Genomic DNA, 20,187 nt, shown 5'->3' with positions numbered 1-20,187 from the left:
CACATGCGAACATATGTTCGTGTCCGAACGTGAAGATCGCCTCCAGCCGCCGAGGAAGTCGGCGAGTCCGGAGCGCGAGGTTCGCCGCGACGCCTCGATCCTGCACGCCGACCTGGATTCCTTCTACGCCTCCGTCGAACAGCGCGACGATCCGAGCCTGCGCGGGCGGCCGGTGATCGTCGGCGGCGGGGTCGTGCTCGCCGCCTCCTACGAGGCGAAGGCATTCGGTGTGCGCACCCCGATGAACGGTGCGCGGGCACTGCGGTTGTGTCCGCACGCCGTCGTCGTGCCGCCGCGGATGAGCGCCTACTCGGCGGCGAGCAAAGCGGTGTTCGAGGTGTTCCGCGACACCACCCCGATGGTCGAGGGCATCTCGATCGACGAGGCGTTCCTGGATGTGGCCGGGTTGCGCCGCATCGCGGGTGAACCCATCGACATCGCGCGCCGCTTGCGCGCCCGCATCCGCCACGACGTCGGTCTGCCCATCTCGGTCGGCATCGCGCGCACCAAATTCCTCGCCAAGGTAGCCAGCGCGGTCGCCAAACCGGACGGGTTGCGCCTGGTCGAACCCGGACGCGAGCTCGAGTTCCTGCATCCGTTGCCGGTGGAACGACTCTGGGGCGTGGGCGAGGTGACCGCGCGCACCTTGCGCGAACACGGCGTCACGAGAATCGGTCAGCTCGCCGAGCTCGGTGAGGACGGATTACGCGGCATGCTCGGCCCGGCCGCCGCGCGCCACCTGTCCGCGCTGGCGATGGCCCGCGATCCACGCCGCGTCGAGACGGGAAAGCGCAGGCGCTCGATCGGCGCGCAGCGCGCGCTCGGCGGCCGTCACCGCGAACCCGACGAGATCGACTCCTACCTGCACGGCCTGGTCGACCGGCTGGGCAGGCGATTACGTACCGCCGACCGGGTGTCGAGGACCGTGGTGTTGCGGTTGCGCTTCGATGATTTCTCCCGCGCGACCCGCTCGCACACCATGCCCGCTCCCACCGACGACACCGCCGTCCTGCTGAGTGCGGCGCGGCGGTTGCTCGCCGACGCCTTGCCGCTGATCCGAGAGCGCGGTCTCACCCTCGTCGGCCTGGCGTTGACCAACCTCACCGACACGAACCCCTGTCAGCTGGTCCTGCCGCTGGAGGCCCGCGCCGACAACACCCTCGACCGGACCCTCGACGACCTGCGCCGCCGCTTCGGCTCGTCGGCCGTCACCCGCGCCGCACTCATCGACCGAGGTGAGGGGATCTCGGTCCCGCTGCTCCCGGACTGAACTCACCGGCACCGTTCTTCCGGGAGTGGTCCGGCGACGGCTCGGTGGCCGGCGCGACTCCCTTGCCATCGGCTACCCGATCACCGGGCGCTGGAGTCGCAATTCGCAGCGGCACAACAGATCCCGTGGAAGTTCCGGCGGGTGAACCGTTTCCGGACGTACGATTCCCCCGTGGCCGACGAGACGCGAGGTACCGCACTGCGGGTTCTGGTCTACAGCAACGACGCCGACACCCGGCGTCAGGTGGTGCTCGCCGTGGGCACGCGCCCGCATCCCGACCTACCCGAACTCGAATTCCTCGAGGTCGCCACAGCGCCCGCGGTGATCGAACGGCTCGATGCCGGCGGCATCGATCTGGCCGTTCTCGACGGCGAGGCGGCGCCGGCGGGCGGGCTCGGCATCGCCAAGCAGCTCAAGGACGAGCTGAGCGACTGCCCGCCGATCCTCGTGCTCACCGGTCGCCCGGACGACGCCTGGTTGGCCAAGTGGTCGCGCGCCGAGGCCGCGGTCGCCCACCCGATCGATCCGCTGCGGCTGACCGAGTCGGTGGTGGACCTGCTGCGCAACCGCCTCGCCGCCTGATTCATATCCATCACAAATGACTGGGCCGCCCCGGCGCCGGGCGGTTCTGTCGCGCCTCGCGCCGCTCGCCGCACTCCGGCACCGCACGCATCACCAGGTTTGATTACCACCGTTTCGGTCATGAATCGCAGTCGCGAATTCGATCAAACCGCACGCCGCATTCGGTCGTACCGCCCTCGCGACGGCGGTAACCTGTGCTCTAGCTCACAACTATCGGGTAGCCGAATAATCGCCCCGTCGCGACGAACGCTGCCCCCATCCGCCCGGTCAGCTGTCTGCGGGCGGATTCGTCCGACCGATAACGAGGAGCCTCGGCTCGCAAGGAGGGGAAGCGCTCGTGAACCTGGAAACGCCCACCCTCGTCCTCGGCGCGCTGGCCGCGGCATTCGCTATCTTCTCGATCCTGCTCTCGGCGCTGCTCGGCCCCAAGCGTTACAACCGGGCCAAGCTGGAAGCCTACGAATGCGGCATCGAACCGACTCCGCACGCGGTGGCGGGTGGGCCGGGCAATGCTGCCGGACAACGATTTCCGGTGAAGTACTACCTGACCGCGATGCTGTTCATCATCTTCGACATCGAGATCGTGTTCCTCTACCCGTGGGCCGTGCATTTCGACGCGCTGGGTCTGTTCGGTCTCGCCGCCATGTCGTTGTTCATCGTCAACGTCTCGATCGCCTACGCCTACGAATGGCGTCGCGGCGGGCTCAGCTGGGACTGATCGCCGCCGGAGTTTCGCCCGCACAGTGGAAGTGAGTGTCAGTCGGATATGGGTCTCGAGGACAAACTGCCCAGCGGATTCCTGCTGAGCACGGTAGAGGATTTCGCCGGATACCTACGCAAGGGCTCGCTCTGGCCCGCCACCTTCGGCCTGGCCTGCTGCGCCATCGAGATGATGGCCACCGGCGCCGGCCGTTACGACCTCGCACGGTTCGGCATGGAGGCGTTCCGCGCCTCGCCCCGCCAGGCCGATCTGATGATCGTGGCCGGGCGGGTGAGCCAGAAGATGGCGCCGGTACTGCGCCAGGTCTACGACCAGATGGCCGAGCCGAAATGGGTGCTCGCCATGGGCGTATGCGCCTCCTCCGGCGGCATGTTCAACAACTACGCGGTGGTGCAGGGCGTCGATCATGTGGTCCCGGTCGACATCTATCTGCCGGGCTGCCCGCCGCGCCCGGAGATGCTGCTCAACGCGATCCTGGCACTGCACGAGAAGATCGCGCACACCCCGTTCGGCGTGAACCGGGAGGAGGCGGTGCGCGCCGCCGAGCAGGCCGCCCTCGCCGCCCCGCCGACCATCCGCATGGAGGGGCTGCTGCGATGACCTTCGACGTCCCCGACAACACCAGCTCCGAAAACCCCGGGGCCGACACGAACATCCCCGATCCCGGGGTAGGTCCCGAATCGACCGTTCCGCCAACGGAATCGGAGGCGCGAGGCGCGGACGTGATCGGCGTCCGACGCGGCATGTTCGGCAGCCGCGACACCGGCGACACCTCCGGCTACGGACGCCTGGTCCGGCCGGTCCTGCTGCCCGGCAGCACCCCGCCGCCCTACGGCGGCTACTTCGACGAGGTCGTCGACGCGCTGACCACCGCGCTCGGCGGGAACGGGACCGGCTTCGCCGAGGCGGTGGAGAAGATCGTGGTGTTCCGCGGCGAACTGACCCTGCACGTGCGCCGCGAGCACCTCGAGCCCGTCGCCCGTGCCCTGCGCGACGATCCCGCGTTGCGGTTCGAGCTGTGTCTCGGCGTGAACGGCGTGCACTATCCCGAGGACACCGGCCGCGAACTGCACGCGGTCTATCAGCTGCGCTCGATCACCCACAATCGCACCCTGCGCGTGGAAGCCTGCGCACCGGACGCCGACCCGCACATCCCCTCGCTGTTCCCGGTGTATCCGACGACCGACTGGCACGAGCGCGAGACCTACGACTTCTTCGGCATCGTCTTCGACGGTCATCCGTCGCTGACCCGCATCACCATGCCCGACGACTGGCGTGGTCACCCCCAGCGCAAGGACTACCCGCTCGGCGGGATCCCGGTCGAATACAAGGGCGCGCGCATCCCGCCGCCCGACGAGCGGAGGGCGTACAGCTAGTGAAGGACACCGACACCCGGCCCGGCCGCCACCGCGCACCGGGGCCGACACAACCGACCGATCCCGACACCGAACGCGGCGAAACCGTCGTCACCGTCTCCGGCCGGGACTGGGACACCGTCGCCGAAACCCTCGGCGACGCCCGCGAAGAACGCATCGTCGTCAACATGGGCCCGCAGCATCCCTCCACGCACGGAGTGCTGCGGCTGATCCTCGAGATCGAGGGCGAGACGGTGGTGGAGGCCCGCTGCGGCATCGGCTACCTGCACACCGGCATCGAGAAGAACCTCGAGTTCCGCAACTGGACCCAGGGCGTCACCTTCGTGACCCGCATGGACTACCTCTCGCCGTTCTACAACGAGACCGCCTATTGCCTCGGGGTGGAACGCCTGCTCGGCATCACCGAGCAGATCCCCGAACGCGCCAGCGTCATCCGGGTACTGCTGATGGAGCTCAACCGGATCTCCTCGCACATGGTCGCCCTGGCCACCGGCGGCATGGAGCTGGGCGCACTGACCCCGATGCTGTTCGGTTTCCGTGAGCGCGAACTGATCCTCGACGTCTTCGAGATCATCACCGGCCTGCGGATGAACCACGCCTACATCCGTCCCGGCGGCCTGGCCCAGGATCTGCCCGACGACGGCGTCACCAAGGTGCGCGAACTGCTCGATCTCATGCCCGAGCGGTTGCGCGACATGGAGCATCTGCTCACCGAGAACCCGATCTTCAAGGCCCGCACCCAGGACATCGGCTACCTCGACCTCACCGGCTGCATGGCGCTGGGCATCACCGGACCGGTGCTGCGCTCCACCGGATTGCCGCACGACCTGCGCAAGTCCCAGCCGTATTGCGGTTACGAGAACTACGAGTTCGACATCCCCGTCACCACCGGATGCGACTGCTACGGCCGCTATCTGATCCGCGTCGAGGAGATGAAGGAGTCGCTGAAGATCGTCGAGCAGTGCCTGGACCGGCTGCGTCCCGGCCCGGTGATGGTCGACGACAAGAAGATCGCCTGGCCGGCCGACCTCACCCTCGGCGCCGACGGTCTCGGCAACTCCCCCGCCCACATCGGCCGCATCATGGGCACGTCGATGGAGGGCCTGATCCACCACTTCAAACTGGTCACCGAAGGCATCCGGGTGCCACCCGGCCAGGTGTACGTGGCGGTGGAGTCCCCGCGCGGCGAGCTCGGGGTGCACATGGTCAGCGACGGCGGCACCCGGCCCTATCGGGTGCACTATCGCGACCCTTCGTTCACGAATCTGCAAGCGGTGGCGGCGATGTGCGAGGGCGGCATGGTCGCCGACGTGATCGCCGCGGTCGCGAGCATCGACCCGGTGATGGGTGGTGTCGACCGATGAGCGACCGACAGTCCGAACCGATTCTCCTGCCACTGAGTACGCGGCCCGAACCCTACCCGCCGGCCGTGCGCCAACGCCTCGAGCTCGACGCCAAGGAGATCATCGCCCGGTACCCGCATCCGCGCTCGGCGCTGCTGCCGCTGCTGCACCTGGTGCAGTCGCAGGACGGGTATGTCACCGGCACCGGCATCGAATTCTGCGCCGCGCAACTGGGTCTGACCGGTGCGGAGGTGACCGCGGTGGCCACCTTCTACTCGATGTACCGGCGCACCCCGACCGGCGACTACCACGTCGGCGTGTGCACGAACACGCTGTGCGCGGTGCTGGGCGGCGACGCCATCCTGGCGGACCTGACCGAACATCTCGGAGTCGCGCCCGGTGAGACCACCGCCGACGGCGCGGTCACCCTCGAGCACATCGAATGCAACGCAGCCTGCGATTACGCGCCGGTGGTGATGGTCAACTGGGAGTTCTTCGACAACCAGACCCCGGAGTCGGCGCGCGCGCTGGTCGACGCGCTGCGCTCGGGCGATCAGGTCCGGCCCAGTCGCGGCGCGCCGCTGTGCACCTTCCGGGAAACCGCCCGCATCCTGGCCGGTTTCCGCGACGAGCGTCCCGGCGTCCTCGACGGCGAGGCGGGTGCGGCGACCCTGGCCGGGTTCGAGGTGGCGCGTGAGCGTGGGATGAACGCCCCACGACCGGATGCCCCGCGACCGGACTCGGAGGAATCGCGATGAGCACGCCGCTGGCCCCCGTGCTGAGCGCGCACTGGGACGATCCGAACGCATGGACCCTGGAGAGCTATCTGAGCCGCGACGGCTACGGTGCGCTCCGCAAGGCCTTGCGGATGGATCCCGACGAGGTCATCCAGACCGTCAAGGACGCGGGGCTGCGCGGTCGCGGCGGCGCGGGCTTCCCCACCGGCCTGAAATGGGGATTCATCCCGCAGGGCCCCGGCCCGGACGGCGTCACCGCACCGCACTACCTGGTGGTCAACGCCGACGAGTCCGAACCGGGCACCTGCAAAGACATTCCGCTCATGCTCGCCACCCCGCACACCCTGGTGGAGGGCGTCATCATCGCGGCCTACGCCATCCGCGCGAACACCGCCTTCATCTATCTGCGCGGTGAGGTCGTCCCGGTGTTGCGCCGCCTGCGCGCCGCGGTCGACCAGGCCTATGCCACGGGCCTGCTCGGACGTGACATCCTCGGCTCCGGTTTCGATCTGGAACTCATCGTGCACGTGGGCGCGGGCGCCTACATCTGCGGCGAGGAGACCGCGCTGCTGGATTCGCTCGAAGGCAGGCGCGGCCAGCCTCGGCTGCGCCCGCCGTTCCCCGCTGTGGCCGGTCTCTACGCCTGCCCGACCGTGGTCAACAATGTCGAGTCCATCGCCAGCGTGCCGGCCATCATCGCCAACGGCACCGACTGGTTCCGGTCGATGGGCAGCGAGAAGTCCCCCGGTTTCACCCTCTATTCGCTGTCCGGGCATGTCGCCCGCCCCGGCCAGTACGAGGCGCCGCTGGGGATCACCTTGCGGGAGTTGCTCGACTACGCGGGCGGAGTGCGCGCCGGGCACCGGATCAAGTTCTGGACGCCGGGCGGATCGTCGACCCCACTGTTCACCGACGAACACCTGGACGTGCCGCTGGACTACGAGGGCGTGGCGGCGGCCGGTTCCATGCTGGGCACCAAGGCGCTGCAGATCTTCGACGAGACCACCTGCGTGGTGCGGGCGGTGCTGCGCTGGACGGAGTTCTACGCCCACGAGTCGTGTGGCAAGTGCACGCCCTGCCGGGAGGGCACCTACTGGCTGGTCCAGCTGATGCGGCGCGTCGAGAACGGCGAGGGCGTCGCGGCCGACCTGGAGAAGTTGCTCGACGTCAGCGACAGCGTGCTGGGCAAATCGTTCTGCGCGCTCGGCGACGGCGCGGCCAGCCCGATCATGTCCTCGCTGAAGTACTTCCGCGAGGAGTACGCCGCGCATCTGGACGGTGCGGGATGTCCGTTCGATCCCGCGCGCGCCACGGCGTGGGCCGAGGCAGGAGAGGTGCGATGACCGCCACCGTCAGCAGCAACGCCAGTGGCCTGGTACCGGCCGATCTGGTGACCGTCGTCATCGACGGGGTCGAGGTCGGGGTGCCCGCGGGAACCCTGGTGATCCGCGCGGCCGAGCTGATCGGCATCCAGATCCCCCGATTCTGTGATCACCCCTTGCTCGAACCGGTGGGCGCCTGCCGCCAGTGCCTGGTCGAGGTGGAGGGCCAGCGCAAGCCGGTCGCCTCCTGCACGCAGACCGTCGCCGAGGGCATGATCGTGCACACCCAGCTGAGTTCCCCGGCCGCCGAACGCGCGCAGCAGGGCGTGATGGAGTTGCTGCTGATCAATCACCCGCTCGACTGTCCGGTGTGCGACAAGGGCGGCGAGTGCCCGCTGCAGAACCAGGCGATGTCCACCGGCCGCCCGGAATCGCGTTTCGAGGGCGTCAAACGCACCTATCCCAAACCGATTCCGCTGTCGAGTGCGGTACTGCTGGACCGGGAACGCTGTGTGCTGTGCGCCCGCTGCACCAGGTTCTCCCAGCAGGTGGCCGGTGATCCGTTCATCGAGTTGATGGACCGCGGCGCGCTCGAGCAGGTCGGCACCGCTCAGGCGCAGCCGTTCGAGTCGTATTTCTCCGGCAACACCGTGCAGATCTGCCCGGTCGGCGCGCTCACCGGGACCAGCTACCGGTTCCGGGCCCGCCCGTTCGACCTGGTGTCCTCGCCGAGCGTGTGCGAGCACTGCGCCTCCGGGTGCGCGCAACGCACCGACCACCGGCGCGGAAAAGTACTGCGCCGGTTGGCCGGTGACGATCCCGCCGTCAACGAGGAATGGAACTGCGACAAGGGCCGCTGGGCGTTCACCTACGCCGGTCTGCGCGACCGGATCACCGCCCCGCTGCTGCGCGGCGACGACGGTGAACTGCACCCGGTGTCGTGGTCGGAAGCGCTCGCGGCCGCCGCGCGTGGCCTCAGCGGCGCACGCGGCAATGCGGGTGTGCTGGTCGGCGGGCGGGTCACCGAGGAGGACGCCTACGCCTACGCCAAGTTCGCCCGTACCGTCCTGACCACCAACGACATCGACTTCCGCGCCAGGCCGCATTCGCTCGAAGAGGCCGACTTCTTGGCCGCTCGTGTCGCCGGGCAAGGCATCACGGTCGATTACGACAGGCTCGAACGCGCGCCGATTGTGCTGCTGGCCGGCTTCGAGCCCGAAGAGGAATCCCCCATCGTCTACCTGCGGTTGCGCAAAGCCGCACGCCGCCACGGGCTTCCGGTGTTCTCGCTGGCGCCGTACGCCTCGCGCGGTCTGGAACGGATGTCGGGCACGTTGCTGGCGACCGCGCCCGGTGGGGAACCGCACCTGCTCGACGCACTACTCGACGCCGGCGCCCCGCCGAACATCACCGCCCCGCCGACCGTCGACGCCGCGTCCGGCCTGTCGGTCTCGGGGATCGACGTCGAGACCCTGCGCGGCGCCGGACGGCTGCTGCGCGAGCCCGGTGCGGTGATCATGGCCGGCGAGCGCCTGGCGACCGTGCCCGGAGCGCTGTCGGCGGCGGTGCGGCTGGCCGAGGAGACCGGGGCCACCCTGGTGTGGGTGCCGCGGCGGGCGGGTGAGCGCGGCGCGATCGAAGCCGGCGCTTTGCCGGGGCTGCTGCCGGGCGGTCGCCCGGTCTGTGATGCGCGGGCACGCGAGCAGGTCGACGCGGTGTGGCGGTGCGGCGAACTGCCCACCGCGGCCGGTCGCGACACCACGGGCATTCTCGACGCCGCACCGCGGCTCGGCGCGCTCGTCGTCGGCGGTGTCGAACCGGCCGACCTGCCGGATCCAGCGGCGGCGCTGGCCGCGCTCGAGCGGGCGCCGTTCGTGGTGAGTCTGGAACTGCGCCACAGCGAGGTCACCGATCGCGCCGATGTCGTGTTCCCGGTGGCCTCGGTGACCGGGAAAGCGGGCACGTTCCGCACCTGGGAGGGCCGGGCGCGATCGTTCGACACCGTACTCGGTGATTCGACGGTCCTGCGCACCGCCGCACCGCTGTCGGATCTGCGGGTACTGCACGCTCTGTCCGCCGCCATGGGTTCGTCGCTCGGCCTGCCCGATCCGGCGGCGGCGCGGGCCGAACTCACCGCTCTCGGCGTATGGGACGGGCAACCGCTCGCGCCACCGGCGCACCGCGCGCATCCGCCGACGCGTCCGGGACCGGGCACGGCGTTGTTGGCGAGCTGGCGGATGCTGCTGGACAACGGTCGGATGCAGGACGGCGAGGAGAACCTCGCGGGTCTGGCCCGCGTGCCGGTGCTGCGGCTGTCCGCCGCGACGGCCGACGAGATCGGCGCGGCCACCGGTGATCTCGTGGCGGCGGCGAGCGAGCGCGGGGTGATCATCCTGCCGCTGCGGATCACCGACATGCCCGATCGGGTGGTGTGGGTGCCGATGAACTCTCCCGGTTCGGCGCTGACCGAACAACTCGCCGTCGCGGTGGGCAGCGTGGTGCGGCTGCGGCGGGTGGAGAGCGCACCGGGTGAGACGACCGTGCGGGAGGACGACCATGCCTGAGCTCTCACTGTTCGGCCACGACCCGTTCTGGCTGGTACTGGCCAAATCGGTGTTCGTGTTCGTGTTCGTCATCGCGATCCCGCTGGTCGCGGTGCTCGCCGAACGCAAGGTCGTGGCGCGCATGCAGATGCGGATCGGCCCGAACCGGGTGGGTCCCTTCGGTGCGCTGCAGTCGGTCGCCGACGGCGTGAAGATGGCGTTCAAGGAAGATCTCGTGCCGGCCATCGTGGACAAACCGATCTACATTCTGGCGCCGATCATCTCGGTGATCACCGCCTTCATGGCGTTCGCGGTGATCCCGCTCGGCGGTGAGGTGTCGATCGCCGGCAACACCACCGCGCTGCAGCTGACCGACATGCCCGTCGGCGTCCTCTACGTGCTGGCCATCACCTCCGTCGGCGTCTACGGCATCGTGCTGGCCGGCTGGGCATCGGGCTCGACCTACCCGCTGCTGGGCGGCCTGCGTTCCACCGCGCAGGTGATCTCCTACGAGATCGCCATGGCGCTGTGCTTCGCGGCGGTGTTCCTGCACGCGGGCACCATGGCAACCTCCGGGATCGTCGGCGCCCAGCATCCGACCTGGTTCGTGTTCCTGCTGCTGCCCTCGTTCCTCATCTACTGCGTGTCGATGGTCGGTGAGACCAACCGGGCGCCGTTCGACCTGCCCGAAGCCGAGGGCGAGCTCGTCGGCGGCTTCCACACCGAGTACTCCTCACTGAAGTTCGCGATGTTCATGCTCGCGGAGTACGTGAACATGGGCACGGTGTCGGCGCTGGCGACCACCCTGTTCCTGGGCGGTTGGGGCGCGCCGTGGCCGTTCAACATGATCGACGGCGCGGACGCGGGCTGGTGGGGCCTGCTGTGGTTCACCGTCAAGCTGTGGTCCTTCATGTTCGTGTTCGTCTGGTTGCGCGGCACGCTGCCCCGGCTGCGCTACGACCAGTTCATGCGTCTGGGCTGGCAATTGCTCATCCCGGTCTCGTTGCTGTGGGTGATGGTCGTGGCGGGCGCGCGGCTGCTGCGTTCGGAGGGCTACGAGTGGGCGATCACCGCGCAGGTCGTGCTGGGTGTGGTGATCACGCTGGCGATGATCGGCCGGTTCCTGCGGGCCGGAAAGCGTTCCGGCGCCGCGCCCTTGCCCGAGGACGAACCGGAGTCGGGGGCGGTGTTCCTCGGCTTCCCGACCCCGCCGATGCCCGCCGACGCGCACCGGATCGACCCGAAGGGTGGGCTGCTCGAGCCGCTGGCCGGGTTCGCTGTCACCGCGGCGACCATGTTCAAGAAGCCCAACACCGAGTTCTATCCCGAGGAGAAGGTGCCGACCGCGCCGCGCTATCACGGCAGGCACCAATTGAACCGGCATCCGGACGGTTTGGAGAAGTGCATCGGCTGCGAGCTGTGCGCATGGGCGTGCCCGGCGGACGCGATCTACGTCGAGGGCGCGGACAACACCGAGGACGAGCGCTTCTCACCCGGTGAACGCTACGGACGGGTGTATCAGATCAACTATCTGCGCTGCATCGGCTGCGGTCTGTGCATCGAGGCGTGCCCGACCCGCGCCCTGACGATGACCAACGACTACGAGATGACCGACGACAACCGCGCCGGGCTGATCTACGAGAAGGACCGCCTGCTGGCTCCGCTCGCCCCGCGGATGCAGGCCCCGCCGCACGCCATGGCGCCGGGGACCACCGAGGCGGACTACTACCTCGGCCTGGTACCCGGCGGCTCGGACAACGGTCACGCGGCGAACGGTCAGGCGGCGAACGGTGAGGCGGCGAACGGTGAGGCGAACGGTACCTCCGAGAAACCCGCCGTCGCCGCCGCGGAAGGAGGCGCGCGATGACCACACTCATGGCCGCCGAAACCCTCACCAGGACCTCCACCGGGGAGGCCGTCCAGTTCTGGATACTGGCCCCGCTGACCGTGCTCGGCGCGCTGGGCATGGTGTTCGCCGCCAAGGCCGTGCATTCGGCGATCTGCCTGGCCGCCACCATGATCGCGCTGGCGATCATGTACATCGCCCAGGACGCGCTGTTCCTGGGCGTGGTGCAGATCGTCGTCTACACCGGCGCGGTGATGATGCTGTTCCTGTTCGTCATGATGCTCGTCGGCGTGGATTCCGCGGAGTCGCTGCGCGAGACGATCCGGGGGCAACGCCTGGCGGCAGCTGTGGTCGGGGTCGGGTTCGGGTTGCTGCTGATCGCCGGGATCGGGATCGGCATCCGCGATTCGGGGGTGGTCTTCCCCGGCGGCGGGTTCCCCGGCCGGGATGTGATCGCCGAACTGGCCGAGCTGATCTTCCTGCGCTACGTGTGGGCGTTCGAGTTGACCGGCGCGCTGCTGATCACCGCGACCATCGGCGCGATGCTGCTCGCCCACCGCGAGAACTTCGGTGCCCGCCGCACCCAGCGGGAGATGTCGCGCAACCGGTTCCGCGACGGTGTCTCCCGCGCGACCCCGCTGCCGACGCCGGGTGTCTACGCCCGGCACAACGCCGTCGATGTCCCGGCGCGCCTGCCCGACGGCTCCTTCGAGGAACTCTCGGTCAGCACGATCCTGCGCCATCGCCGCACCAGGGCCCTCACCGAAGCCGCCGTCCTGTCGGTCGGCTCCGGCGGCGAGACCTCGGGCGAGGGCTCCTCGCGCAGTGGATCCGCGAGTGAGGGGACGCGGCATCCCGATTCCGCCGATGAGGAAGGCACCCGGTGAATCCAGAGAACTACCTGTTCCTGTCCGCGCTGTTGTTCACCATCGGCGCTGCGGGAGTCCTGTTGCGGCGCAACGCGATCGTGGTGTTCATGTGTGTGGAGCTGATGCTCAACGCGGTGAACCTGGCGTTCGTCACCTTCGCACGGTTGCACACGAACCTCGACGGTCAGGTGATCGCGTTCTTCACCATGGTGGTCGCCGCCGCCGAGGTGGTCATCGGCCTGGCCATCATCATGACCATCTTCCGTGCCCGCCGCTCGACCTCGGTCGACGACGCCAGTCTGCTGCGGTTCTGACATGGACGGTTCCGACATGGCTACCGCGTCTCTGTATCTCCTGCCCGCGCTGCCGCTGGCCGGCGCGATCGTTCTGCTGTTGCTCGGCCGCCGCGCCGACCGCTGGGGCCATCTGCTCGGCACCGTGGCCGCGCTGGCCTCGTTCGCCGTCGCCGGGTTCGCTTTCGTCGAGATGCTCGGCCGTGCGGAAGGCGCTCGTGCGATCCAGGCCGAACTGTTCACCTGGGTTCCGGTCGCGAGCCTGCAGGTGGACCTCGCGCTGCGCCTGGACCAGCTGTCGATGTGCTTCGCCCTGCTCATCACCGGTGTCGGCACGCTCATCCACGTGTACTCGATCGGCTACATGAGCGCCGATCCCGGCCGCAGGCGCTTCTTCGCCTACCTGAACCTGTTCCTGGCCGCGATGCTGATCCTGGTGCTGGCGAACAACTACCTGGTCCTGTATCTCGGCTGGGAGGGTGTCGGCCTGGCCTCCTATCTGCTGATCGGGTTCTGGTTCCACAAGCCCTCGGCCGCCACGGCGGCGAAGAAGGCGTTCGTGGTCAACCGCGTCGGCGACACGGGCTTGGCGCTGGCGATGATGGTCATGTTCGCCACCTTCGGCTCGATCGACTTCGACGGGGTGTTCGCCGCCGCGCCGGAGGCGAGCGAGGCGACGCTGACCGCGATCGGGTTGCTGTTGCTGCTGGCCGCGTGCGGCAAGTCCGCGCAGGTGCCGTTGCAGTCCTGGCTCGGTGACGCGATGGAGGGTCCGACCCCGGTGTCGGCGCTCATCCACGCCGCCACCATGGTCACCGCGGGCGTCTACCTGATCGCCCGTTCGAACGCCATCTTCGATCTGGCGCCGGGCGCGCAGCTGGCTGTGGTCCTCGTCGGCGCGGTGACCTTGATGTTCGGCGCGATCATCGGTTGCGCCAAGGACGACATCAAGAAGGCGCTGGCCGCCTCGACGATGAGCCAGATCGGCTACATGGTGCTCGCCGCGGGCCTCGGTCCGGCCGGTTACGCCTTCGCGATCATGCACCTGCTCACCCACGGCTTCTTCAAGGCGGGGCTGTTCCTGGGCGCGGGCTCGGTCATGCACGCGATGGACGACGAGACCGACATGCGCCGCTACGGCGGGCTGCGCAAGCTGCTGCCGATCACCTACGTCACCTTCGGTCTCGGCTATCTCGCCATCATCGGTGTGCCGCCGTTCGCCGGGTTCTTCTCCAAGGACAAGATCATCGAGGTGGCTTTCGGTTCCGGCGGCGCGGGTGGGTACGCCCTGGGCGCGGTGGCGCTGCTCGGCGCGGGCCTGACCGCCTTCTACATGACCCGCGTCATGCTGATGACCTTCTTCGGTGAGCGACGCTGGGCGCCGGACACCCACCCGCACGAGTCGCCGGTGTCGATGACCGGACCGATGATCCTGCTCGCGCTGGGCTCGGTGGCCTCGGGCGGGCTGCTGGTGCTGGGCAATTCGCTGCAGAACTGGCTCGAACCGGTGGTCGGGGTCTCGCACGCCGAGCACGCGGTGCCGCCGATCGTGGTGACCGGTCTGGCGCTGGCCGTCGTGGTGATCGGAGCCGGCGTGGCCTATCAGCGTTACGGTCGCGCCGAGATCCCGCGTACCGCACCGGAAGCGAGTTTCGCGACCGTGGCCGCGCGCAAGGATCTCTACGGTGACGCCGCCAACGAGGCGCTGCTGATGCGGCCCGGTCTGCATCTGACCCGCTCGCTGGTGTTCGTCGACAATCGCGGCATCGATGGACTGGTCAACGGCATCGCCGCGTTCATCGGTGGCTTGTCGGCGCGGGCGCGGCGCGTCCAGACCGGTTTCGTGCGGTCCTATGCCCTGTCCATGTTCACCGGCGCGGCCCTGGTGGCCGCCGCCCTGGTGGCGGTGCGCATCCTGTGAGCGAGGCAGTCATGAGCGAGGCGGTCATGAACGAGGCGGTCATGAACGAAGCAGGCGTGAGTGGTGTCCCCTGGTTGACCGTCCTGTGGCTGCTGCCGGTGGCCGGTGCGCTGGTGGTATTGGCGCTTCCGGCGGCGCGGCGGACCCTGGCCCGCGCGTTGGCGCTCGCGGTGTCGGTCGGTGTGCTGGCGATCGCGCTCGGGCTGGCGGTGGCCTTCGAACCCGGTGGAGCGCAGTACCAGTTCGTCGAATCCCAGGAGTGGATTCCGGCTTTCGGCGCCGGCTACACCCTCGGTCTGGACGGCATCGCGCTGGTGCTGGTTCTGCTGACCACCGCGCTGGTGCCGTTGCTGATCCTGGCCGGTTGGAACGACGACCGGGAGGCAGGCGGGGGGCCTCGCGCCGCGCATGTCTACGTGGCCTTGACACTGCTGGTCGAGGCGATGGTGCTGATGTCGTTCCTGGCCTTGGACATCCTGCTGTTCTACGTGTTCTTCGAGGCCATGCTCATCCCGATGTACTTCCTCATCGGCGGTTTCGGCCCGCGCACCGCCGATGCCGCCGTCCGCGCGGCCCGCTCCCGCGCGGCGGTGAAGTTCCTGCTCTACAACCTGCTGGGCGGGCTGGTCATGCTGGCCGCGGTGATCGGTCTGTACGTGCTCACCGTCCGCGACGGGCTCGGCGCCGGCGGCGGCGGTACCTTCGATCTGCGCGTGGTGGTCGAGGCCGCGAATACCGGCGGCCTCGGGGCGGATCCGGCGGTGCTCAACGCGCTGTTCCTCGGTTTCATGTTCGCCTTCGCGGTGAAGGCCCCGCTGTGGCCGTTGCACACCTGGCTGCCGGATGCGGCGGTGGCGGCGACACCGTCGAGCGCGGTGCTGATGATGGCGGTGGTCGACAAGGTCGGCACGTTCGGCATGCTGCGGTTCTGCCTGACGCTGTTCCCGGAGGCTTCGGGAACCTATGCGCCGCTGGTGATCACACTCGCGGTGATCGGCATCCTCTACGGCGCGCTGCTGGCGATCGGCCAGACCGACGTGATGCGCTTGATCGCCTACACCTCGATCTCGCATTTCGGGTTCATCATCCTCGGCATCTTCGCCATGACCAGTCAGTCCCAGTCGGGGGCGACGCTGTACATGGTCAATCACGGCATCTCCACCGCGGCGCTGTTCCTGGTCGCGGGTTTCCTGGTGTCGCGGCGCGGCAGCCGGATGATCGCCGATTACGGCGGGGTGCAGAAGGTGGCGCCGGTGCTGGCGGGCACGTTCTTCATCGCGGGCCTGGCGACCTTGTCGCTGCCCGGCCTGGCGCCGTTCGTCAGCGAGTTCTTGGTTCTGGTGGGCACTTTCAGCCGCTACCAGGTGGCGGCGGTGTTCGCGACCGGCGCGCTGGTGCTGGCGGCGATCTATGTGCTGTGGATGTATCAGCGGATGATGACCGGTCCGGTGAAGGAGGGCAACGAGAAGCTGCCCGATCTGGTGCCGCGCGAGCTGCTGGTCGTCGCCCCGTTGATCGCGGCGCTGCTGTTGCTGGGCCTGTACCCGAGGGCGGTGCTCGATTATGTGGACCCCGCGGTCGATCAGACGTTGACGACCATCGGACGGGATGATCCCGCGCCGACGGTGCCCGCGCCGGTCGCGGGTGCGCCGGAGCTCGAGGAAGAAGGTGGACACCGGTGACCGTTTCCGCGACACACTCGCTGGCCGCGGCGCTGCCCGCCCCGAGCATCGAATACGGTGCGCTGTCGCCGATGCTGATCGTCTTCGGCGTCGGCGTGGCCGGCGTGCTGGTCGAGGCTTTCGCGCCCCGGCCGTGGCGCTACCGCACCCAGCTCGCCCTCGCTGTCGCCGGGCTGCTGGCGGCTTTCGGTGCGGTGGTCGCGTTGGCGGGCGCCGAACAGACGGCGGTGGCCGGTGCCGTCGCCGTCGACGGGGTGAGCTTGTTCCTGCAGGGCACGCTGTTGGTGGTCTCGTTGATCGCGGTGCTGCTGATGGCCGAGCGGCGCACCGAGGGCGTGCAGGCGCGGTCGGGGCCGGGCACGTGGAGTCGCGCGGCGGCGACGATGGAGCGTGGTCTGGACGCGTTCGCTCCGCAGGCGGCGGCGGTGCCGGGCAGTGCGGACGAGAAGGCCGCCGCGCGGGCGGGTGCGCTGGCCACGGAAGTGTTCCCGCTGTCCATGCTGGCGGTCGGCGGGATGCTGTTGTTCCCGGCCGCCAATGATCTGCTGACGATGTTCGTGGCGCTCGAGGTGCTGTCGCTGCCGTTGTACGTGCTGTGCGGGCTGGCCAGGCGCAAGCGGCTGTTGTCCCAGGAGGCGGCGCTCAAGTACTTCCTGCTGGGGGCGTTCTCGTCGGCGTTCTTCCTCTACGGTGTGGCGTTGCTGTACGGGCAGGCGGGCACGGTGCGGTTGAGCGGCATCGCCGAGGCGATCGCCGCCCAGTCGGGTGATCCGCTGCTGGGGCTGCTCGGGTTGGCCATGCTGTCGGTCGGGTTGCTGTTCAAGATCGGGGCGGTGCCGTTCCAGGCGTGGGTGCCGGACGTCTACCAGGGTGCGCCGACGCCGGTGACAGCGTTCATGGCGGCGGCGACCAAGGTCGCGGCGGTGGGTGCGCTGGCGCGCGTGCTCTATGTCGGGGCGCCGGGCATGGTGGACGATTGGCGACCGGTGGTGGCGGCGATCGCGATCGCGACGATGGTGGTCGGCGCGGTGCTGGCGGTGACGCAGACCGATGTGAAGCGGATGCTGGCCTATTCGTCGGTCACGCACGCCGGATTCCTGCTGACCGGTCTGCTGTCGGCCGACGCGGCGGGGATCGCGGCGACGCTGTTCTATCTGGCCGTCTACGGTTTGAGCACGGTGGGCGCGTTCGCCGTGGTCACCTTGGTGCGCGACGACACCGACGAGGAAGCCACCGGACTGGCCCGCTGGGCCGGTCTGGGCCGCCGGTCCCCGTGGACGGCAACGGTTTTCGCGCTGCTGCTGCTCTCCTTCGCCGGTCTGCCGCTCACCAGCGGCTTCATCGCGAAGTTCGCGGTGTTCAACGCGGCCGCGTCGGGCTACGGCGCGTCGGTGGTCGTGGTGGGCGTGCTGACCAGCGCGGTGGCGGCGTTCTTCTATGTCCGGGTGATCGTGATGATGTTCTTCACGGACCCGCCCGCCGATGCTCCTGAGGTCCGCTCCCCCGCGCTGACCTGGGCGCTGATCTTGTTGACCGGGATCGGCACGCTGGTGTTCGGCGTGTTCCCGCAGCCGTTGCTGGATCTGGCCGAGCAGGCGGCGACCTTCGTGAGTTGAACCCCGGTGAGCGGCGGGTGAGCACGGTCATGACCGTGTTCTCGACGCCTCGCCGGCGGCTGGGCCGATACCGCCGCTTCGGGCGGGACTCGGTGACGAAGGCGTGTCGTCTCGCAGTCGGTGCAGCGCGGCGAGGGTCGCGCGGATCGCGGGGCTGGCGTCGGCGCTGCGGCGCCAGGCCGCGTGCACTTCACGGGTGGGGGTGCGCGCCAGCGGCCGGGAGACGAGGTCGTCGCCGAGCGGCGGACGGGCCAGGCGGGGGACGAGCGCGAGGACGCCGTCCGCGGCGACGAGGGCGAGTTGGGTGGCGAAATCGTCGATGAGGTGACGGACGTCGGGGTCGGCGGGGAGGTCGGCGAACAGTCGCCGGAACCATTGGTGGCAGACCGTGCCCGGTGGGCTGGTGACCCAGGCGTGTCCGGCGAGGTCGCCACCGGTGAGGGGCTGGTCGTGGGCGGCGAGCGGGTGGGTGCGGGCCATGACGACGTCGCCGATGTCGGTGTGGACGTGGCGGCTGGTCAGCGTGGGCGGCAGGGGTGCGGGCAGGCCGTCGGCGTCGTGGACGAGGGCGAGGTCGGCGGTGCCCGCGGCGACGCTGTGCAGCGCTTGGGCCGGGTCCTGTTCGGTGATGTGGACGCGCAGGTCGGGGCAACCGGTCGCCAGGCGGGTGAGGGTGGGGGCGAGCAGGCCGCGGGCGGCGGTGGAGAACGCGGCGACGCGCAGGGTGCCGCGTGGTGCGCCGTCGGCGACCGAGCGGGCGGCCTCGGTGCAGCGTTCGAGCGCTTGGAACACCTCCGGTGCGGAGTCGACGAGAGCCGTACCCGCGGCGGTGAGTACGACGCCGCGACCGGCCGGGGCCAGTACCGGCACCCCGATCTGTTGTTCGAGTCGTTTGATCTGCTGAGAGACCGCCGAGGCGGTGAAACCGAGTTCGTCGGCCGCGCGGGCCAGTGTGCCGAGCGCGGCCACCGACTGGAGTGCGCGCAGCGCGCCGACATCGATCATGAAGCCATGCTAATGAATATCGTCCAGAAAGCATCGCTGGACCGCAGATGTCATGCGGGACAGGATCGGGGTCATGACCGAGACACAGCACCGCGCGGCCGACCTCTTCGGCACGAACCTGGTGGCGATGGTGACCCCGATGCGGCCGGACACGACGATCAGCGAGCCCGACCTCGAGAACGTGGTCGAGCACCTGCTCGCCACGGGGTGCGACGGCCTCGTCGTGGCGGGCACCACCGGCGAATCACCCACGGTGAGCGATGCCGAGGCCGTGGGTCTCGTGCGCTCGGTGGTGTCCGCGGCGGCGGGCCGGGCGAAGGTGATCGCCGGGGTCGGCTCCTACGACACCGCGGCCAGTGTGCGGCGGGCGCGGGAGGCCGAGGCGGCCGGCGCGGACGCGCTGCTCGTCGTGTGCCCGTACTACTCCAAGCCGTCGCAGGCCGGGGTCGTGGCGCACTGCCTCGCGGTCGCCGACGCCACCGCGCTGCCGGTCATGCTCTACGACGTGCCCGCTCGCACCGGTATCGCCATGCAGGCCGCGACGTTGATCGAGCTGGCCGCGCATCCCCGGATACGGGCGGTCAAGGACGCCAAAGGCGATCTGTTCGAGGCGATGTCGGTCATGGCCCGCACGTCGCTGGCCTACTACTGCGGCATCGACGAACTCAATCCGGCGTATCTCGCGTGCGGGGCGACCGGAGTGGTCAGCGTGGTCGGCAATGTGGCCGCGGACCGTATCGCGCAGTTGCAGCGGGCGGTCGGCGACGGTGATCTGGTCGCGGCGCGAGCGATTCACACCGCGCTGATCCCGCTGATCGACGCGGTGATGCGCACCTCGCAGGGCGCGGTCATGGCCAAGGCCGCGCTGGCCGAACTCGGTGTCATCGAGCACGCGACGGTGCGTCTTCCGCTGCTCGAGGCGGCCGCGCCGGAGCGTGCGCGGCTGCGGGAGGCGATGACCGTCCTCGCCGCGCCGGTGTGATTCCGGACCCGGACCAGTCGATACAGTGTTGTGACCGTCCGGGGAAGGGGACATGGGATGTGGGCTGTTGTCACGAGCC

The 20,187-nt window shown here is 69.3% G+C and carries 17 protein-coding genes; 16 read left to right on the top strand and 1 reads right to left on the bottom strand.

The features are described from left to right. Positions 1-13: 13 nt before the first annotated feature. From dinB to nuoN, 15 genes are all read left to right on the top strand, one after another. Positions 14-1,270 carry a DNA polymerase IV gene (gene dinB, locus NS3_RS17105; RefSeq protein ID WP_067860803.1) on the top strand — a complete coding sequence of 419 codons (1,257 nt, stop codon included), beginning with the start codon at positions 14-16 and terminating at the stop codon, positions 1,268-1,270. 171 nt (positions 1,271-1,441) lie between these two features. Next, positions 1,442-1,852: an Rv3143 family two-component system response regulator gene (locus NS3_RS17100; RefSeq protein WP_157101385.1), complete on the top strand. Its 411-nt coding sequence runs from the start codon at positions 1,442-1,444 to the stop codon at positions 1,850-1,852. A 337-nt stretch (positions 1,853-2,189) separates the two neighbouring features. Beyond that, the gene (locus NS3_RS17095; protein ID WP_067860799.1) at positions 2,190-2,570 is read left to right on the top strand and encodes an NADH-quinone oxidoreductase subunit A; all 381 of its coding nucleotides are present in this window, start codon (positions 2,190-2,192) and stop codon (positions 2,568-2,570) included. Between the two features lie 48 nt (positions 2,571-2,618). Further along, on the top strand, positions 2,619-3,173 hold the full coding sequence (locus tag NS3_RS17090) for a NuoB/complex I 20 kDa subunit family protein (RefSeq protein WP_067860797.1): 555 nt from the start codon (positions 2,619-2,621) through the stop codon (positions 3,171-3,173). Next, positions 3,170-3,949, top strand: coding sequence for an NADH-quinone oxidoreductase subunit C (locus NS3_RS17085; protein WP_084495668.1), 780 nt, complete (start codon positions 3,170-3,172; stop codon positions 3,947-3,949). The genes NS3_RS17090 and NS3_RS17085 overlap by 4 nt, the downstream gene beginning before the upstream one ends. Further along, positions 3,949-5,313, top strand: coding sequence for an NADH dehydrogenase (quinone) subunit D (gene nuoD, locus NS3_RS17080; protein WP_067860795.1), 1,365 nt, complete (start codon positions 3,949-3,951; stop codon positions 5,311-5,313). The genes NS3_RS17085 and nuoD overlap by 1 nt, the downstream gene beginning before the upstream one ends. Further along, positions 5,310-6,050, top strand: coding sequence for an NADH-quinone oxidoreductase subunit NuoE (nuoE, locus tag NS3_RS17075; protein ID WP_067860793.1), 741 nt, complete (start codon positions 5,310-5,312; stop codon positions 6,048-6,050). The genes nuoD and nuoE overlap by 4 nt, the downstream gene beginning before the upstream one ends. Further along, the gene (gene nuoF / locus NS3_RS17070; RefSeq protein WP_067860791.1) at positions 6,047-7,372 is read left to right on the top strand and encodes an NADH-quinone oxidoreductase subunit NuoF; all 1,326 of its coding nucleotides are present in this window, start codon (positions 6,047-6,049) and stop codon (positions 7,370-7,372) included. The genes nuoE and nuoF overlap by 4 nt, the downstream gene beginning before the upstream one ends. Further along, positions 7,369-9,915 (top strand): NADH-quinone oxidoreductase subunit G, encoded by a 2,547-nt coding sequence (locus tag NS3_RS17065; RefSeq protein ID WP_084495666.1) that lies wholly within the window; start codon positions 7,369-7,371, stop codon positions 9,913-9,915. Before nuoF ends, NS3_RS17065 begins: the two co-directional genes overlap by 4 nt. Next, positions 9,908-11,761 carry an NADH-quinone oxidoreductase subunit NuoH gene (gene nuoH, locus NS3_RS17060; RefSeq protein ID WP_067860789.1) on the top strand — a complete coding sequence of 618 codons (1,854 nt, stop codon included), beginning with the start codon at positions 9,908-9,910 and terminating at the stop codon, positions 11,759-11,761. Before NS3_RS17065 ends, nuoH begins: the two co-directional genes overlap by 8 nt. Next, positions 11,758-12,627: an NADH-quinone oxidoreductase subunit J gene (locus NS3_RS17055; RefSeq protein ID WP_067860787.1), complete on the top strand. Its 870-nt coding sequence runs from the start codon at positions 11,758-11,760 to the stop codon at positions 12,625-12,627. Before nuoH ends, NS3_RS17055 begins: the two co-directional genes overlap by 4 nt. Further along, positions 12,624-12,923, top strand: a complete 300-nt coding sequence (gene nuoK, locus NS3_RS17050; RefSeq protein ID WP_067860785.1) for an NADH-quinone oxidoreductase subunit NuoK — start codon at positions 12,624-12,626, stop codon at positions 12,921-12,923. Before NS3_RS17055 ends, nuoK begins: the two co-directional genes overlap by 4 nt. Before the next feature lie 16 nt (positions 12,924-12,939). Next, positions 12,940-14,823 (top strand): NADH-quinone oxidoreductase subunit L, encoded by a 1,884-nt coding sequence (gene nuoL, locus NS3_RS17045; RefSeq protein ID WP_067860952.1) that lies wholly within the window; start codon positions 12,940-12,942, stop codon positions 14,821-14,823. 11 nt (positions 14,824-14,834) lie between these two features. Further along, complete coding sequence (locus tag NS3_RS17040; protein WP_245649664.1) at positions 14,835-16,505, top strand: NADH-quinone oxidoreductase subunit M; 1,671 nt, start codon at positions 14,835-14,837, stop codon at positions 16,503-16,505. Further along, positions 16,502-18,121: an NADH-quinone oxidoreductase subunit NuoN gene (gene nuoN / locus NS3_RS17035; protein ID WP_067860783.1), complete on the top strand. Its 1,620-nt coding sequence runs from the start codon at positions 16,502-16,504 to the stop codon at positions 18,119-18,121. Before NS3_RS17040 ends, nuoN begins: the two co-directional genes overlap by 4 nt. A gap of 27 nt (positions 18,122-18,148) precedes the next feature. Here nuoN and NS3_RS17030 read toward each other — a convergent pair whose 3' ends face one another. Beyond that, positions 18,149-19,126, bottom strand: a complete 978-nt coding sequence (locus tag NS3_RS17030) for a LysR family transcriptional regulator (protein ID WP_084495664.1) — start codon at positions 19,124-19,126, stop codon at positions 18,149-18,151. A 73-nt stretch (positions 19,127-19,199) separates the two neighbouring features. Here NS3_RS17030 and dapA point away from each other — a divergent pair, with 73 nt between their 5' ends. Continuing rightward, positions 19,200-20,108, top strand: a complete 909-nt coding sequence (gene dapA, locus NS3_RS17025) for a 4-hydroxy-tetrahydrodipicolinate synthase (RefSeq protein ID WP_067860948.1) — start codon at positions 19,200-19,202, stop codon at positions 20,106-20,108. Positions 20,109-20,187 lie beyond the last annotated feature (79 nt).

The organism is Nocardia shimofusensis NBRC 100134, from assembly GCF_001613125.1.
Taxonomy (GTDB): domain Bacteria; phylum Actinomycetota; class Actinomycetes; order Mycobacteriales; family Mycobacteriaceae; genus Nocardia; species Nocardia shimofusensis.
This window is presented reverse-complemented; position numbering and strand designations above follow the sequence as displayed.

What these genes read in the sequence shown, in the direction of transcription:
- NS3_RS17085 (WP_084495668.1), top strand. Translation starts at nt 3,170, where the DNA reads ATGACCTTCGACGTCCCCGACAACACCAGCTCCGAAAACCCCGGGGCC.
- nuoE (WP_067860793.1), top strand. Translation starts at nt 5,310, where the DNA reads ATGAGCGACCGACAGTCCGAACCGATTCTCCTGCCACTGAGTACGCGG.
- nuoF (WP_067860791.1), top strand. Translation starts at nt 6,047, where the DNA reads ATGAGCACGCCGCTGGCCCCCGTGCTGAGCGCGCACTGGGACGATCCG.
- dapA (WP_067860948.1), top strand. Translation starts at nt 19,200, where the DNA reads ATGACCGAGACACAGCACCGCGCGGCCGACCTCTTCGGCACGAACCTG.
- NS3_RS17065 (WP_084495666.1), top strand. Translation starts at nt 7,369, where the DNA reads ATGACCGCCACCGTCAGCAGCAACGCCAGTGGCCTGGTACCGGCCGAT.
- NS3_RS17040 (WP_245649664.1), top strand. Translation starts at nt 14,835, where the DNA reads ATGAGCGAGGCGGTCATGAACGAGGCGGTCATGAACGAAGCAGGCGTG.
- nuoL (WP_067860952.1), top strand. Translation starts at nt 12,940, where the DNA reads ATGGCTACCGCGTCTCTGTATCTCCTGCCCGCGCTGCCGCTGGCCGGC.
- NS3_RS17090 (WP_067860797.1), top strand. Translation starts at nt 2,619, where the DNA reads ATGGGTCTCGAGGACAAACTGCCCAGCGGATTCCTGCTGAGCACGGTA.
- dinB (WP_067860803.1), top strand. Translation starts at nt 14, where the DNA reads ATGTTCGTGTCCGAACGTGAAGATCGCCTCCAGCCGCCGAGGAAGTCG.
- nuoH (WP_067860789.1), top strand. Translation starts at nt 9,908, where the DNA reads ATGCCTGAGCTCTCACTGTTCGGCCACGACCCGTTCTGGCTGGTACTG.
- NS3_RS17030 (WP_084495664.1), bottom strand. Translation starts at nt 19,126, where the DNA reads ATGATCGATGTCGGCGCGCTGCGCGCACTCCAGTCGGTGGCCGCGCTC.
- NS3_RS17055 (WP_067860787.1), top strand. Translation starts at nt 11,758, where the DNA reads ATGACCACACTCATGGCCGCCGAAACCCTCACCAGGACCTCCACCGGG.